General features: G+C 39.6%; 17 protein-coding genes. 8 read left to right on the top strand and 9 right to left on the bottom strand.

Features of this window, described 5'->3' with window-relative positions; genetic code table 11:
- Positions 1-21 precede the first annotated feature (21 nt).
- The gene (locus IE199_RS04065; protein WP_189767534.1) at positions 22-975 is read right to left on the bottom strand and encodes a flagellar motor protein MotB; all 954 of its coding nucleotides are present in this window, start codon (positions 973-975) and stop codon (positions 22-24) included.
- A gap of 11 nt (positions 976-986) precedes the next feature.
- Positions 987-1751 carry a flagellar motor protein PomA gene (gene pomA / locus IE199_RS04060; RefSeq protein ID WP_189767532.1) on the bottom strand — a complete coding sequence of 255 codons (765 nt, stop codon included), beginning with the start codon at positions 1749-1751 and terminating at the stop codon, positions 987-989.
- Positions 1752-2003: 252 nt separating this feature from the next.
- Here pomA and IE199_RS04055 point away from each other — a divergent pair, with 252 nt between their 5' ends.
- The 8 genes from IE199_RS04055 to IE199_RS04020 all read left to right on the top strand — a co-directional run bounded on the left by IE199_RS04055 (position 2004) and on the right by IE199_RS04020 (position 10852).
- A complete protein-coding gene (locus IE199_RS04055; protein ID WP_189767530.1) occupies positions 2004-2249 on the top strand; it encodes an exodeoxyribonuclease VII small subunit in 246 nt (81 codons plus the stop codon).
- A 1-nt stretch (position 2250) separates the two neighbouring features.
- Entirely contained in the window at positions 2251-3141 is an 891-nt protein-coding gene (ispA, locus tag IE199_RS04050) for a (2E,6E)-farnesyl diphosphate synthase (RefSeq protein ID WP_189767527.1), read from the top strand.
- 22 nt (positions 3142-3163) lie between these two features.
- The gene (gene dxs, locus IE199_RS04045) at positions 3164-5026 is read left to right on the top strand and encodes a 1-deoxy-D-xylulose-5-phosphate synthase (RefSeq protein ID WP_189767525.1); all 1863 of its coding nucleotides are present in this window, start codon (positions 3164-3166) and stop codon (positions 5024-5026) included.
- A gap of 171 nt (positions 5027-5197) precedes the next feature.
- Positions 5198-6742 carry an amidase gene (locus IE199_RS04040; protein WP_189767523.1) on the top strand — a complete coding sequence of 515 codons (1545 nt, stop codon included), beginning with the start codon at positions 5198-5200 and terminating at the stop codon, positions 6740-6742.
- Between the two features lie 42 nt (positions 6743-6784).
- Entirely contained in the window at positions 6785-7651 is an 867-nt protein-coding gene (locus IE199_RS04035; protein ID WP_189767521.1) for a TIGR02285 family protein, read from the top strand.
- A 365-nt stretch (positions 7652-8016) separates the two neighbouring features.
- Positions 8017-9636, top strand: a complete 1620-nt coding sequence (locus tag IE199_RS04030) for a serine hydrolase domain-containing protein (protein ID WP_189767519.1) — start codon at positions 8017-8019, stop codon at positions 9634-9636.
- A 33-nt stretch (positions 9637-9669) separates the two neighbouring features.
- The gene (locus IE199_RS04025; RefSeq protein ID WP_189767517.1) at positions 9670-10329 is read left to right on the top strand and encodes a hypothetical protein; all 660 of its coding nucleotides are present in this window, start codon (positions 9670-9672) and stop codon (positions 10327-10329) included.
- Between the two features lie 4 nt (positions 10330-10333).
- A complete protein-coding gene (locus IE199_RS04020; RefSeq protein WP_189767515.1) occupies positions 10334-10852 on the top strand; it encodes an RNA polymerase sigma factor in 519 nt (172 codons plus the stop codon).
- Positions 10853-10875: 23 nt separating this feature from the next.
- On the opposite strand, the gene ribBA is transcribed toward IE199_RS04020, so the two are convergent.
- The 7 genes from ribBA to IE199_RS03985 form a co-directional block, all read right to left on the bottom strand.
- A complete protein-coding gene (gene ribBA, locus IE199_RS04015; protein ID WP_189767514.1) occupies positions 10876-11985 on the bottom strand; it encodes a bifunctional 3,4-dihydroxy-2-butanone-4-phosphate synthase/GTP cyclohydrolase II in 1110 nt (369 codons plus the stop codon).
- A gap of 9 nt (positions 11986-11994) precedes the next feature.
- On the bottom strand, positions 11995-12657 hold the full coding sequence (locus IE199_RS04010; RefSeq protein WP_189767512.1) for a riboflavin synthase: 663 nt from the start codon (positions 12655-12657) through the stop codon (positions 11995-11997).
- An 11-nt stretch (positions 12658-12668) separates the two neighbouring features.
- A complete protein-coding gene (ribD, locus tag IE199_RS04005; RefSeq protein WP_189767510.1) occupies positions 12669-13796 on the bottom strand; it encodes a bifunctional diaminohydroxyphosphoribosylaminopyrimidine deaminase/5-amino-6-(5-phosphoribosylamino)uracil reductase RibD in 1128 nt (375 codons plus the stop codon).
- A gap of 2 nt (positions 13797-13798) precedes the next feature.
- Positions 13799-14254, bottom strand: coding sequence for a transcriptional regulator NrdR (nrdR, locus tag IE199_RS04000; protein WP_189767507.1), 456 nt, complete (start codon positions 14252-14254; stop codon positions 13799-13801).
- Between the two features lie 123 nt (positions 14255-14377).
- The gene (gene glyA, locus IE199_RS03995) at positions 14378-15634 is read right to left on the bottom strand and encodes a serine hydroxymethyltransferase (RefSeq protein ID WP_189767505.1); all 1257 of its coding nucleotides are present in this window, start codon (positions 15632-15634) and stop codon (positions 14378-14380) included.
- Positions 15635-15937: 303 nt separating this feature from the next.
- The gene (locus IE199_RS03990; protein WP_189767503.1) at positions 15938-16594 is read right to left on the bottom strand and encodes a hypothetical protein; all 657 of its coding nucleotides are present in this window, start codon (positions 16592-16594) and stop codon (positions 15938-15940) included.
- Positions 16594-17181: an RNA polymerase sigma factor gene (locus IE199_RS03985; protein ID WP_189767501.1), complete on the bottom strand. Its 588-nt coding sequence runs from the start codon at positions 17179-17181 to the stop codon at positions 16594-16596. The genes IE199_RS03990 and IE199_RS03985 overlap by 1 nt, the downstream gene beginning before the upstream one ends.
- Positions 17182-17191: the final 10 nt, after the last annotated feature.

Genomic DNA, 17191 nt, shown 5'->3' with positions numbered 1-17191 from the left:
ATTTAGCTGACCAAATCTTAGCTATTGGCCGTTGTTTATAATCGAGTATGGCTCCGTTTCTTTAGCTTTACCTTGATTAATCGAGATTTCAACTCGGCGGTTTCGCCTTCTATTTAGCGCATTATTATTTGGCACTAGAGGTTTTGCGTCGGCATGCCCTGCTACAGTCATTCGAGAGGAATCAAAATTTTCTACTTTAACTAGTTCATGAGCAATCGCCACTGCACGTTTGCTTGATAAATCCCAATTGGAACTAAACAGCTCTGACGATATTCCTTGGTTATCCGTATGGCCTGAAACCATAATTTCACCTGGCACGGTATTGAGCAACTCACCAATTTCTTTAATTATTGGTCGAAACTTAGGTTGTAAAAACGCAGAGCCCGAAGGGAAAGAACCGTTTTCTCGAATTCGAATAGTGATCTGTTGGCCTAACTGTTCAAGCTCAATCGCACCATCTTGAATTTGCTGTTCTAGCTGATCAGCAATTTTTTTCACCAATTCATTTACTTGTTCTTGTGATGCTTGCTCTAGCTCATCACTGGCCTTTTGTCTTGCCTGTGCTGACATCTCATCAGCCGTACTTTGTGATTGGCCGCCACGTTCTGTACCACGTTGCTCCTGTCGACCACCTGCTGATGTTTCATCGCCTGCTTGAAACTCTAACATTTGCTGAGTCATTTCAACCGTTTGTTGCTGTATAACTTCAATCGGCGTTGGCTCCGGTTTACCCGGTCTAAACTCTTGTGCAATGATACTGGTGCCTTTTGGAATATCTTTGACTTCAATTTTATTTTGCACACCAAAAGCAAACTTCATTGAACCTGCTATTTGCTTAAATTTAAGTACGTCCATTTCCGAAAAAGATAACAGTAATACGAAAAAACACATTAACAATGACATTAGATCGGCAAACGTACCCATCCACGGCGGTAACCCTGGAGGGGGGCACTTACACTCTGGAGGATTAGCCATAAATTACCTCGTCACTCTTCTGTTGTATTAATTGCGCGTTTACTTTCCGCTAGATAGTTTTTCAGTAGGCCTTCAATAACACGCGGGTTTTGCCCATCTTGAATACCTAAAACGGCATCTAAAATCAGTTCTTGGTTTAGCTTTTCTTCTGCCATTCTAAGTTTTAGTTTATTGGCAATTGGTATAGCTACAACGTTGGCTAAGAAGGCACCATATAACGTTGTTAATAGTGCTACCGCCATGGCTGGACCTATCGCTTTCGGGTCATCCATATTTGATAACATCGCAACCAGACCAATCAAGGTACCAATCATACCCATAGCAGGCGCAACATCGGCCAATGCCGTTAACATGCCAATGCCTGTTTCATGACGCTCGGTTGTTAAATTAATATCTTTTTGTAGCGTGCCTCGTACAACGTCAGCATCATGACCATCCACTAACATATCAACACCTTTTTGCATAAAGGAGTTGGATATCTCAGCTTCTTCAAGCGCCAAAAAGCCACCTTTACGAGCAGCATCAGCCATTTCCACTGACTTTTCAATTAACTCTTCTGGCTTTTCAAGCTTGAACATAAAAGCCTTACCCATAATTTTGCCAATACCAAAAAATTGTCCTAGGTTGTAATTGGCTAAAACCACAAATAAAGAGCCACAAAATACAATTAGAATTGACTGGGTATCAACAAACATGCTGATATCGCCCCCTAAGATCATGGCCATTACCACGAAGCCAATGGCACCTAAAATTCCTAGTAGCGTAGCTAAATCCACTCAAGCCTCCGAAATATACTTTGCTAAATTGAGAGCGCTATACCGATGATAACCTAAGGGCTAAAAATTGCGAATGCATTATCGATATTTTGTTATTCATATTTATACATGTATTATCGCCCATATTGTCAATAACTTAACTATTTTCCTTGTTTATTTTTGATTCCTGTCAAATTCCTCAAAAGTTGACCAATTAAGCCTGCTCATGTACCTTGCGCCTATTATTGTAATTACCTGATAAAAGTACGTTCAATGGCACGCAAAAAAATCGAAAATTTAAGCTTTGAAGAGGCTTTAGTTGAATTGGAGTCAATAGTAGATAGTTTAGAAAAAGGTGATTTGAACCTAGAAGACTCGATGACGCTATTTGAACGTGGTTTATCATTGAGTCAAATTAGCCAAGTCAAACTTAAAGATGCTGAGCAAAAAGTGCAAATTTTGATGCAACGTCACCAAGATTCATCATTAGCAGATTTTCAGCCAGAAGAGACGGAATAACGTGCCGACACTCGAAAACCTACAAGATTACCAACAACGCATTGACCAATATTTAGAAAGTGCGCTGAAAAAATTACCAATCAATGATGCCAAATTACATGAAGCAATGCGTTATGGCTTATTAATTGGTGGTAAACGTATGCGCCCTTATTTGACCTACATCACGGGTCAAGCACTTGGGGCAAATATTGAAGATTTAGACGGTGTCGCCGCTGCAATTGAATGTATACATGCTTATTCTTTGCTACACGACGATTTACCCGCCATGGATGACGATGATTTGCGTCGAGGAAAGCCAACCTGCCACAGAGCATTTGACGAAGCAACGGCCATTTTAGCTGGCGATAGTTTACAAACCTTAGCTTTTGATATTCTAGCAAATCACCCATTAAGCCCAGCAATTGATACTAAACGTATCTCGCTTATTCAACAATTAGTTGGTGCAGCAGGTTACCAAGGAATGTGTGGTGGGCAAGCGCTGGATTTAGCAGCAACAGATAAAAGCATTTCTTTAGCAGAACTAGAAACGCTGCATTCATTAAAAACAGGTGCTTTACTTCGAGCTTCCGTGCTTATGGCAGCTGAGTGCGCGACTTCAGTGAGTGCAGAAGACAAAAATGCCTTAGAGCAGTACGCCCACAATATTGGTTTAGCCTATCAAGTGCGTGATGATATTATCGACATTATTTCCACCGATGAAGAGCTAGGTAAACCAGCAGGTTCAGACCTAGAAGCCAACAAAAGTACCTACCCGGCATTGTTAGGCTTAGAAGGCGCACAACAAAAAGCTGACGACTTGTTTCAACAATCACTTCAAGCTTTGAGCAGATTGCCTTACAATACGCAGAATTTATCTGACTTTGCGACTTTTATTATTCAACGAACACACTAGTTCGTTTTAGAATGTAATTATTATGACTATAAATCTAAACGATTACCCCTTACTGTCTAACATCAATTCTCCTGACGATCTGCGTCAACTCAATCGAGATCAGTTGCCAAATGCAAGTGATGAGTTACGTCGCTATTTATTAAATTCTGTCAGTAAGAGCAGTGGTCACTTTGCCTCAGGACTAGGCACAATAGAATTAACAGTCGCCCTACATTATGTGTACAACACACCTTTTGACCATTTAATCTGGGATGTTGGTCATCAGGCTTATCCACATAAAATCTTGACAGGTCGACGAGATCAACTTCACACAATCCGTCAGAAGGATGGCTTACACCCTTTTCCATGGCGAGAAGAAAGTGAATACGACGTGTTAAGTGTTGGTCACTCAAGTACGTCAATTTCTGCGGCTTTAGGATTGGCAGTTGCTGCAGAAAAAGAAGGAAAAAATCGTAAAGTTGTTGCTGTTATTGGTGATGGTGCGATGACAGCAGGTATGGCATTTGAAGCGTTAAACCATGCAGGTGATATCCATAAAGACATGTTAGTCATTTTAAATGACAATGAAATGTCGATTTCTGAAAATGTCGGCGCATTAAATAATCATTTAGCAAAACTATTGTCTGGCAGCTTTTATACAGGCTTCAGAGAAGGTAGTAAGCGCTTACTAAATAACATTCCACCAATCAAAGAATTAGCAAGCCGAGCGGAAGAGCATTTAAAAGGCATGGTGGTACCTAGTACTTTCTTTGAAGAATTAGGTTTTAATTATATTGGCCCTATTGATGGTCATGACGTTAACGGGTTAGTAGAAACTATTACTAACATGCGCAACTTAAAAGGCCCTCAAATACTGCATATTGCCACGAAAAAAGGCAAAGGCTATGAAGCGGCAGAGCAAGACCCAATTAAGTATCATGCAGTACCTAAATTTAACCCGTCTGATACCAGCCTACCGAAAAGTGCGCCAAGTCTACCTACGTATTCAAAAATCTTTGGTGATTGGCTGTGCGATATGGCTCAAACCGATGATAAACTTGCTGCCATTACTCCGGCGATGCGCGAAGGCTCAGGCATGGTTGAATTTAGCCAACGTTTTCCTGAAAAATACTATGATGTGGCCATTGCTGAACAACATGCAGTAACGTTTGCGGCGGGCTTAGCGATTGGTGGCCACAATGCCGTTGTTGCTATCTATTCAAGCTTTTTACAACGTGGTTACGATCAGCTCATTCACGATATTGCTATTCAAAACTTACCGGTATTATTTGCAATAGACCGTGCAGGTATTGTTGGCGCTGATGGTCCTACACACCAAGGTGCATTTGATTTAAGTTTTATGCGCTGCATTCCAAACTTAGTGATCATGGCTCCTTCAGATGAACGTGAATGTCGTTTAATGTTAAGCACAGGTCACAAGTTAGATAAGCCAGCAGCGGTTCGTTATCCAAGAGGTAATGGTATTGGTGTTGAATTGCCAGAAATAAACGAAACGCTTGAAGTAGGCAAAGCAAACCTGATCACTAAAGGTGAAAAAATTGCCCTACTGAACTTTGGCACTATGTTAGGCGAAGCCAAACAAGTTGCAGAAAACCTCAATGCAACACTGGTTGATATGCGATTTGTTAAACCACTTGATGAAACACTAGTTATCGAATTGGCCACGTCACACGATGTGCTCGTTACCATTGAAGACAATGCTATTGCAGGCGGTGCAGGTTCTGGTGTAAATGAATTTTTATTAAGCCAAGGTAAAGCGATAAAAGTGCTAAACATTGGCTTACCTGACCAGTTTATTAAACACGGCACGCAGGCAGAAATTCACCAAGAACTAGGCTTAGACGCACAGGGCATGACAGCAAAAATTCAACAGTTTGTTGGCTAATGTACTAAGTTAACGATTAAAAGCGGCTAAATAGCCGCTTTTTTATTAATATCAAACAAATAAGTTTATAAAATTATTAATAATTAGTGTTTGTAAAATTTTTAACAGCACTAGACAAGCTAACCCGTGTCGCGATATAAAGGAATGAAACAACAATAAGAGCATACGGTTATGCGTGAATTAATCCTTTGTTTAGCTTTAATTTTTAGCTGCTTTTCATTTGCCGACATTGGCGAAAATACAAACTCAAATATACGAGAAATCCATAAAAAATTTACCGATGGAACGCTCAACAGTGAACAGTTGGTCAGCTTTTATTTAAAACGCATTGAACAACTCGACCGTAATGGCTTAAAGCTAAACTCAGTTTCACAATTAAACCCACACGCACTTGAACAAGCCAAAGCTTTAGATAAAAGGTTTGTAAAGGAAGGATTAACAGGTCCTCTGCACGGAATTCCAGTATTGTTGAAAGACAATATTGATACTGTCGATGATATGTCAAACAGTGCTGGTTCTCTTGCTCTTGCTAAGCATTTTCCAAAAGATGATGCATTTTTAGTTAAACGTTTAAAAGCCGCGGGCGCTATCATTATAGGAAAAACCAATTTAAGCGAATGGGCTAATTTTCGTTCTACCGCATCATCATCGGGTTGGAGCTCAATGTATGGACAAACCAAAAACCCCCATGATTTAACACGCAGTCCCTGTGGTTCGAGCTCAGGTTCTGGTGCAGCCATTGCAGCTAACCTTGCCGTTATTGCTGTAGGCACTGAAACTGACGGCTCTGTCACATGTCCATCAGCCGTAAACGGCATTATTGGAATTAAACCTACGCTAGGTACGGTAAGCAGAGATGGTATTATTCCAATAGCTCACAGCCAAGATACTGCAGGTCCGATGGCAAGAACTGTAACTGATGCCGTTATATTACTGTCTGCCAGTATTGGTTACGACAGTGAAGATCCTAGCGCTATTAAGACCAATAGTAAGCTCATCGAACACCTTAAATTAGACGGTTTAAAAGGTAAACGTATCGGCGTAGTTCGTAATTTAACAGGCTACCATAACGCTACAGATCAGGTTTTTGAACAGGCATTAACCACGTTAAAACAGCAAGGTGCAACAATTGTTGATGACTTGGCGTTTTCAGAGAAAGATAACTGGGGTGGTGCCGAATTTGAAGTGTTGTTATTTGAATTTAAACACGGGTTAAATCAATACCTTGCCGACACCGACAGCAGTTTACCCAAAACGCTAAGTGATGTTATCGCGTTTAACAAACAACACGCTGATAAAGTAATGCCGTATTTCAAACAAGAAATCATGCTAATGGCGCAAAGCAAAGGTAGCTTAACCTCCGACAGTTACCTTAATTCACTAAAAAAAGCTAAAGCTGCAGCCCAGCAACAAGGCATAGATAAACTACTTGCTGACAACAAACTTGATTTGTTGATAGCACCGACAACAGGCCCTGCTTGGAAAATAGACAAAATTACAGGAGATCATTATCTAGGTGCAGCTTCTAGCGCAGCGGCAATTGCCGGTTACCCTCATATCACCGTACCTATGGGGTTTGTACATCATTTGCCAGTAGGTTTGTCCTTTTTTGCAGGTAAACTAAGTGAACCCACATTAATTGAAGCGGCGTTTGCTTTTGAACAAGCCACACTGCAACGTAAAACACCCAAGGCGATAAAAACAGAAATGCACTAAAACTGCATGACATTAACAGCTGAGATATAGTGGTTTTATAATTTGAATATTTGGCGGTACGCGTTTGTATTAGTACTTATTCTGAGTAGTTGGTCTATTCAGGCCAAGGACACTATTTATTGGCGGGTTATCGATTGGCCACCGTTTTACATTACTCATGGACAAGATCAAGGCCAAGGCATTTACGATGGTTTAATCGATCAAATGATTGCTGCCATGCCTGAGTATCACCATAAAAAAGTAGTGATGAACACACAACGAAAACTTATCGAGTTGAAAAAGGGCTCTAAGGTTTGCACCCCATCAGCGCTGGCAAATACTCCCGCCTTGCTATCAACGGCAAATAGTTTTTTATTGCCACATAGGCTGATTTACCACAGCTATGATTATCCTTCGTTTAAACACCTTGAAAAAGTGTCACTAAATCAGTTACTCAGTAGAGCCGACTTTAAACTGGGGATAGCCTCATTAAGATACCCAAATGCGATTAATGCCGTTTTAGCCAATCATACTGAAAATAAAAACATAACCGTGCAAAACAATTACAACAGTTTGATAAAGATGTTTTTTCGAAAACGTTTTGATGGGCTAATTGAATACCCTCCGGTAATTAACTATTCAAAAAAACAGCTCAATTTGAATATAAAAACAAGTAGTTTACAGCTACAGGAAATATCATCCCAAGATTACCTTACGGTACATTTTGCTTGCCCCAATAACGAATGGGGTAAAACAGTGATAGATAAAATAAACCAGGTGTTATTAGAGGAAACGTTTAGAGCCAACTATCTCGAACAACGATTACATTGGTATGATGAGCAAGACCAAAAAATCTTAAAGTACTTTTATCAACGCGATTATTTAAAAGATAAACACAGGTCTACAATTTCTCAGACAGCTAGTCCATAAAAAATAATCGTTTTGCTGAGTATGTTTTTTAAGTTAAGTTTTTTTCAGTTACTATTCGGTGAGCTTAACCCCAAACATAGATAGATTGGTCTTTTCATTAAAATTCAGACATATAATTGCCACCTTCACTGATGCTCTTACCGCCAAACTGAGCAAATCAAGCAGCAAAAACAATCCCAATTAACTTTTAGAAATATACCATCGCTTAATCAATATTCCCCAATTTATAAGGATATTTAGAGGTCTCCTGTGTCATGGTCAGTTTTGAAAAAAAATTGGCTTACTCAATTTAATTACAAAATAATGAAGAAAAAATCATGAGAGAGCACTAATAGCAATATTTACCTTTATTGTTAGGAAACGCCATGAAAAACACTGTCAAAAAAATCACATCACCACTATTTTTTTATAGCTTGGTCGTGTTTTTTTCTACCTTCAACCAGCACCTTTTTGCAAATAATTTAGACTTTTCTTCACTAGATCAATTAATCAAAAATGAAATAGCAGATAAACACTTTAAAGGCATAGTGCTAGTAAAACAAAATGATAAAATTTTGTATAGCAAGGTTACTCAAGGGCCAAGCTTAGTGAGAGCAGAAAACAAAGATGAACATACTCCCTACCCTATCGCTTCCCTTACAAAACAAATGACAGCGGTCGCAACTTTACGCTTAATAGAACGAGGTAAATTAGCATTTACGCAAAAGCTTTGTCTCTTTTTGAAAGAATGCCCATCTTCTTGGCAAGACATCACGATTAAACAACTGTTAACACATAGCTCAGGTATCGCTGATTACACTCAACACAAAAGCTTTAATAACATTAAAAACCAAGATCTTAGCCAAGACTCAATGCTAAACATTATGCAATCGACACCATTGGTTTTTGTATCAGGAAAGAAAGCATCATATAGCAACAGCAACTATTATTTACTTGGTTTAATAATCGAAAAAGCAGCTTCAACTAGCTTAAAAAAGATATTTACTTCACTATTTGCCCATGCACAAATGAGCAATGCAAGTCTAACTTGTAGCCACATCCCCAGGGGACATAAAGCGAATAACACTCCATTAACCCAATCTGACTATGTTTCTGCTTCAGTATCTTGGGCTGCAGGTGGAGTCTGTGCCTCCGCACGTGATTTACTGAGTTGGAATAGTAGTTTGTATAATCATAAACTACTTACAAAGAAAAGCATGGCAATACTGACAAACACCGAAATGGGTTTTGCTATGGGGTTATTTATTGATGATATTAATAATAAAACTAAGCTCATCCATCACTCTGGTCGCATTGATGGCTTTAGCTCAGAATTAGGATTTATCCCACAGCAGCAACTTTCTTATGTTGTGTTGGCAAATGTAGAATCAACAAGCGCAGCTTTGATAAAGCAACATATTGTTGGCTTATTTGAAACGAAAACGACAAACCATCATGTTTTAACTAAACTTACCGGTTTATTTCAAATGGAACGTAAGGGTATAAATACAAAAATTACGCTGTTAAACAACACTTTATATGGGCAATTTCCAGGTATGCCGCCAACACCTTTAATTAAGGATGAAAATGGATTTCAGGCGAAAAACCTCCCAATAAAGATAAAATTCGAAAATGATGAATACGGTGAAGTAAAAACCATTCGTGTAAATTTTAATGGCAGAATAATTCGAGGTAAAAAAATAGCAGAAATTCCCGTAAAAATACCTGCCAGCGTATCAATTGAGGATCTAAATAAACTTATTGGTCGTTATAAAGTGAACGATTCATTTATTGTTGAAATTTCAATAAAAAATAATGCGTTGTATGCACAAGTACAAGGGCAAGAAGGTTTGGCTCTAGAGGCTGAATCACGCCAAACATTTTTCAATGCAGCTATAGACCTTGTCGTAAAATTTGAAAGCAATCAAAAAAGTATCATTGATCGCTTAATTATTTTACAAGGACCTATTAAAAAAGTGGCAAAAAAAATGAAAGTATCTGAGTAATAAAGCACTAACAGAAAAAGTATTGGAGGATCTATGAATAACTGCAATCAAATTCGCAAGCTTTATCACAAATACGAGGCTCTCAGTGTGGAAGAGTCAACAGCTTTAACTGAACATATTGAAACATGTCAGCTTTGCCAAGATTACATCGCTCAGCTCCCAGTAACCAAAAATAAAATGCAAAACATGAATAAAACAACAACAATTAACAAAACTACGGTTATTGCTCTAGCTCAACAACATAAACGGCAAAAGATCTTGCGAATGTTTATTGCAGCATTTGGGGCTTTATCCAGTATTGGTGCCATTATATGGTTTGATAGCCAACAGACTTTAACAAGCGTAGGCGCATTAGTGTTAGCCATGTGGGCGATGACTTCTGTAATTTATTTTGTCGTTTTAAACCGACAAGTTAGTGACGATTTCAAAAACCAAGACGGCAACCAAAATTTATTTGCCAACTGGCAAAAAGATCTCAAGTTAAAGATAAATATCATTCGATATGTCGCGCCTTTTGCCTTAGTACAGTTTTTAGTACTGATCGCCATTATTTTATTTAAAGGCGCTATCTATACCAATGGTTTAGTCATTGTTTTTGCCATTTCACTAACATTAACCCTTTATATTCTCTATCAATTTTATTTCTCCTTACCAAACATGCGTAAAGAATTACAAATGATTGAACAGGAATAACTGAATGTTTAAGTGGTTAAGAAATGCCTCATCAAAACAGAATAAATATCAATTTGAACAAGTATTTGATGAAAATAAAGATTATGTATATCGGCTTGCTTTAAGCATTAGCGCAAATCCGGCAGACGCTGATGACATTACTCAGGAAGTTTTTGTTGCTGTCTATCAAGGGTTAGCCAAATTCAAAGGGAATTGTCATATACGCACTTGGCTATATCGCATCACGATTCGAATATCAGGTAAGCACTTGAGTAAGCGTCAGATGACACATAACCAAGCTGATGTCATTGAACTCGTTGCACCTGAAAATCATGCGTACAAAGAACAATGGCAACAATTATTATCTGCTATGCATCAACTGCCATTAATGCAACGAACAGTGATTAGTTTAGTGATAATCGAAGGGCTATCGCATCAAGAAGCGGCAGAAGTTCTTGGCATTCCTTCTGGTACGGTAGGCTCTCGATTACATAAAGCAAAAAATGCATTAATAAATTTGATCGAAAAAAAACGCGCTTACTAGCGCGTTTTTTGTAATTCATTCTGTTACTCGTTGATATATTCAACCACTTCTAAGCCAAAGCCAGATAGTGAATGATATTTTACTTGCGAGCTTAATAAGCGCATTTTACCAACGCCTAAATTAGCTAAGATTTGTGAACCAACCCCTACATTACGTGAACCAATGTGGCGTTTTACTTCTTTAACTTCTTCACCAGCATCTAATTTAGCGTATTTTTCTACTTGTGCTATTAATTCGTCCGGCGATTCATGTTTTCCAAGTAACACTAAAACACCACCTTCTTTGCCGATACGCTCTAAGGCATTGCCAATAGGCCATTTGTTAACACTTTCACGTTGACTGAACAGCAAATCTCTAAAGGTATTTTCCAGATGCACACGTACTAAGGTTGGCTGATCGTGGTTAATATCGCCTTTCGTTAAGGCAAAATGCGCTTGGCCATCAATCGTATCCTTAAATACCGTTAAGTCAAATTCGCCAAACGCTGTTGGTAACTTGCACTGTGATACCCGCTCAATTGTGGTTTCATTAGCATTACGATATTCGATAAGATCGGCAATCGTCCCCATCTTAATACCATGTTGTTGCGCGATAACTTCAAGATCAGGACGACGCGCCATGGTGCCGTCTTCATTTAATATTTCGACAATCACTGACGCAGGCTCAAGACCAGCTAGCCTTGCTAAATCAACTCCCGCTTCAGTGTGACCTGCACGGTTTAGTACTCCACCATCCTTTGCCATTAAAGGAAAAATATGACCAGGCTGAACAATCGAATGTTGATTTGCGTCTTTTCCAACAGCAGCAAGTACGGTTGTTGCACGATCAGCTGCAGAAATGCCCGTTGTTACCCCTTCAGCGGCTTCAATCGACACGGTAAAGTTAGTTGAAAACTGAGCGTCGTTTTTAGTGACCATCAATGGTAAATTTAGTTTTTTACAACGTTCAATGGTCATTGGCATACAAATTAAGCCTCGGCCATGTGTTGCCATAAAGTTGATCGCCTCTGGCGTCACCAACTCGGCTGCCATGATAAAGTCGCCTTCATTTTCACGATCTTCATCATCCATCAAGATAACCATTTTACCTTGCTTTATATCTTCAATAAGCTCCTGAGGAGTATTTAACTTCATGACAGCCTCTTAATATTTAATAAAACCACTTTGACGCAGTAAATCTTCTGTAACACCAGAAGGCGACGCTTCTGGTTGATGTTTTTTCAGTAATAATCGTTCGATGTAACGTGCCATTACATCCACTTCTACGTTGACCTTAGTACCCACTTGATATGATGGCATAATCGTTTTTTCTGCCGTATGTGGCACTATGGTTAATCTAAACCTATCTTCTGTAAGGCTATTGACGGTTAAGCTAATACCATCAATCGTAATTGAGCCTTTCTCTGCGATATAAGGTGCAATATCGTCGTTCATACTAAGCCAATAGTCAGTACTATTACCCGATTGTTTTATCTCAACAATTTCGCTTACAGCATCAACATGGCCCGATACAATATGCCCACCAAAACGCGTGGTTGGCAACATGGCTTTTTCTAGATTTACCGCTTGATTAGCTTGATAGTGTGCAAAGCCGGTTCTTGATAACGTTTCCGTTGAAACATCGGCAGTAAAACTTGATTGATCAAAGGCGACAACCGTTAGGCAAATACCATTGGTGGCAATGGAATCGCCTAACTTAACATCACGCATATCTAATCCATTGGTATCAAGCGTGATCCTCGCTCCCTGCGCATTGATTTGCAGTTGTTTAATTTTACCAACAGCTTCGATAATACCTGTGAACATAAAAATCTCTTTTAATTAATGAGTTGGGCGACAGTTTTAATATCTCCACCCACCATACTGATGTTAGTAATTTTTAGCTGTTTTGCCTGCTTGAGTTGCTCAACATCAGTGAACATCACTAAGCCTTGTGCATTGTCACCCAGTAACTTTGGCGCCTGATACAAAATCAATTCATCCACTAAGTGCTGTTCGATAAATGCTCCTGCCAATCGACGACCAGATTCGATCAACACGTCATTAATCCCCTGTTGGCCTAATGCAAATAGTACTGCATCTAGTTTCAGTTGATTGCTTTGTGGGCAAAGTGCTACTTCAATGTGCTGAACAAAATGAGGCCATTGGTGACGATTTTCAACCTTAGCAGTCATAATAATAATAGGAGAGGATTCGCTAAACAGTGCTAAATCTGGTGTTAATCGGTTTTTTGAATCAATGATGACACGAACAGGTTGGCGAATCTCTGATTCAGCATAGTCGTTTTTTAATTCGCCAAGTTCTTGCCAACGAACCGTCATACGGGCGTTGTCAGTGATAATAGAATCGGCACCACTGATAATAGCGCAGCTTTGAGCTCGATAGCGCTGCACATCTTGTCTTGCTGCTTTCCCCGTTATCCATTGGCTTTCACCACTAGCCATCGCGGTTTTACCATCTAAGCTTGCGGCCAATTTACAGCGTACATAAGGGCGCTTGTGCTGCATTAAGGTTAAAAAACCAGGATTTAAAGCTCTGGCCTCTTGTTCTAATAAGCCCGAGGCCACTTCAATTCCTGCTTGTTCTAACATGCTTAAGCCACGCCCAGAAACCTGAGGGTTAGGATCAACCATGGCGGCAACAACACGTGAAACCCCTGCATTAATCAAACCTTGAGCACAGGGTGGTGTGCGGCCAAAGTGAGAACAAGGTTCAAGGGTTACATAAGCTGTAGCGCCTTGCGTTTTATCGCCTGCTTGTGCAATAGCGTTTACTTCAGCATGGCCTTGGCCAGCTTTAACATGCCAACCTTCCCCTACGATCACCTCGTCTTTGACGATGACGCAGCCCACTCTTGGATTGGGAGATGTGGTGTACCAAGCGCGCTTTGCTAAATGAATCGCGCGGCTCATGTAATGATGATCCTTAGAAGTAAAAAGTCTCATAATTAATCGTCATTACCTAAACGAGCAATTTCTTCACCAAACTCTCTAATATCTTCAAATGAGCGATAGACTGAAGCAAAACGCACATAAGCAACTTTATCGAGCTTTTTGAGCTGCTCCATCATGATATTACCGAGCATTTCACTAGAGACTTCCCGCTCACCTGTTGCTCGAAGTTCTGATTTTAGCCGGTTAATTGCTTTTTCTGTCTGCTCAACACTCACTGGACGTTTTTCTAATGCGCGCATTAATCCTGAGCGCAATTTGTCTTCATTAAAAGGTTCACGCGAACCATCTCGCTTAATTATGCGTGGCATAACAAGCTCAGCAGTTTCAAAAGTGGTGAATCTTTCTTGGCAAACGCTACAGGCGCGTCGACGTCTGATCTGGTGACCGTCAGCAACTAATCGCGAATCAATAACTTTAGTATCTGTTGCTGTACAAAATGGACAGTACATACACATTCCGCAAGGTGAAAAGTGCCGTTATTTTAACGGAATTTAACCGCTGAAGTAATAGCAATAAAAAAAAACCCGATGTAATCATCGGGTTTTTAAGATCAGTTTAGTTAAATTCAGTGATTAGGCGTATACAGGGAAACGTGCACAAATCTCTTTAACTTTTTCTTGAACAGCTGTAATTACGGCTTCGTTCTCAATATCATCAAGAATGTCACAAATCCAGCCAGTTAACTGCTTAGTTTCTTCAACACCAAATCCACGACGTGTGATTGCAGGTGTACCTAAACGAAGACCAGAAGTAACAAATGGTGAACGAGGGTCGTTTGGTACTGAGTTCTTGTTCACAGTGATATGTGCACGACCTAATGCTGCATCAGCATCTTTACCAGTAATGTCTTTGTCGATTAAATCTAACAATAACAAGTGGTTTTCAGTGCCATTTGAAACAACTTTGTAGCCACGCTCTTGAAGCACAGCAACCATGGCTTTAGCGTTATCTAACACTTTTTGTTGATAGTCTTTGAACTCTGGCTCTAAAGCTTCTTTAAAAGCAACTGCTTTAGCAGCAATGACATGCATTAAAGGACCACCTTGACCACCTGGGAATACCGCAGAGTTTAACTTTTTGTAAATCTCTTCATCGCCACAGCCTGAAACAATCAAACCACCACGAGGACCCGCTAAGGTTTTATGTGTTGTTGTTGTCACTACGTGTGCATGAGGTACAGGGTTTGGATACAAACCTGCTGCAACTAAACCTGCAACGTGCGCCATATCTACCATAAAGTAAGCGCCAATGCTGTCCGCAATTTTACGCATGCGTTCCCAATCAACAACGCCAGAGAATGCAGAGAAACCACCAATGATCATTTCTGGTTTGTGTTCATTTGCTAAACGTTCAATTTCTGCATAATCGATATCACCTGTTTCAGGATCAAGACCATATTGAATCGCTTCATATGACTTACCAGAAAAGTTCACGTGTGCACCATGAGTTAAGTGACCACCATGAGCTAGGCTCATACCTAGTACTTTACCGCCTGGTGAAACTAATGCTTGGAATACTGCCGCGTTAGCTTGTGAACCCGCGTGTGGTTGAACATTAGCATAGTCTGCACCAAATAAAGCTTTTGCACGTTCGATTGCAAGCGCTTCTGCTTTATCAACAAATTCACAACCACCATAATAACGCTTACCTGGGTAACCTTCAGCGTATTTGTTTGTTAATTGAGAGCCTTGGGCTTCCAATACACGTGGGCTACAGTAGTTTTCAGAAGCAATAAGTTCAATGTGTTCTTCTTGACGAAGTGTTTCATCTGTCATTGATTGCCATAATTCTGGATCAAAGTCAGCAATATTCATATCACGAGTCAGCATGTTTATACCTCAGTTTCTCAGCCCAACGGTAAATATAGGAACTGGAAGTTAGTTCAAGTTAATTGCCGCATATTTTGCCTTATTCGCCATCATATGTATATGCAAAAACACCATGCAATTATCTCAATTTGCAATGAAATATATCGATAATATGTCGTGCAATATGCGGTAAAAGTTTTCTTTTGCGAGATCAAATTCGCTTGGAATTTAATATATCGAATAAAAAACCAAAGAACAATAGATAATATTCAGGTATTAACCAGTTTACTCGAATTAAATTTAATAAACTGGTTAATTTGCTGATTAATTTTTGGTTTTATCAAGAAGGGAGTCGAGTTCTTTTTGACGTTTCACACCAAATGCATGAGTAATAACATAAATAACTAAAATAAATAGATTAAGGATAATAAACCCTTTTACTGGCGACTTTTCGGCTTCGGTTGCTACTTCATATAAATGGTAATTTGCCAGAACAGCAAATGGTAAGCACGACCACTTGGTTAGTTTGATGTAATTAAGTGATGAGTAGTAACCTTCAATAGCATTGTTAATCGCCATATCTGGAGTGTCGTCAATATTACCCCAGGCTTTTTGACGAATTTTATATTCAAAATAACAAAAGATAATAGAAATGACAGTACCAAAGCCTAAGTAGTTTACTAAAGGTCGTTCCCAGTTACCCCACAACCAGCCATATAACCAACTATATAACAAACCAACAGTAGCTAAGATATTACTGCCAAACAGTAATTTTGCTTTAATAGTTCGACGTTTGGTTTGTTTCAATAACGCGTTTACATCTGTATGTTCAACCGGTTGATCTTGCCAGTCTTGTGTCAACGCAGCCCACTGCTCATCAATAGCACTGGTATCAATATCGTCGTTTAGCTCGTCAACAGTGGAATTAATGTTCATTAAATCGTTGTCTTTATCCACGTTTTTATCTTTTCGAGTATTCATTACGCTGCCCCCAGCAACTGACTCAGCGCGGCTTTAGAGCGCTTTAACCTAACACCAACCAAATTTGTCGTTATTGATAATACATCGGCAATCTCTTGGTAACTCATACCTTCAAGTGCCAGAGTGATGACTTGTTGATGCTCTAACTTAAGCTGTCGAATTGCTTTTGCTAATTTTTTTTGGCGCTGCTCTTTATCCAACGATTGAAAAGGCGTTGGCTCGCTGTTATCTCGTTCGGCGTCTTGATCTACATTAGTTAAATCTTGATCAGCCTTTATAGTTCTTACGGCTTTGGCAACATGCGTCGCCAAAACGTTGTGTGCGATACGTGCAACAAAAGTTTTTACTGACGAGTCATTTCGAAACTTAGGAAGTGCTCGCCATATATTTAGAGCAACTTCCTGATATAACTCATCCTGAATTGCCGGTTTTGCTTCAAAACCAGTAATGATATGACGCAACAAACGTTCGTGTTCCGTCATCCATTGGGTAAATGTAGCTTGGTGATCCAATGCGCTGTTATCCTCTACTGCCCGTCTAATAAACAGGTCTTTTTGTTGTAGCGGTAATTCTAACGAGTTATGCATGGTTCACCAA

Source organism: Thalassotalea marina (genome assembly GCF_014656435.1).
Taxonomy (GTDB): Bacteria; Pseudomonadota; Gammaproteobacteria; order Enterobacterales; family Alteromonadaceae; genus Thalassotalea_C; species Thalassotalea_C marina.
This window is presented reverse-complemented; position numbering and strand designations above follow the sequence as displayed.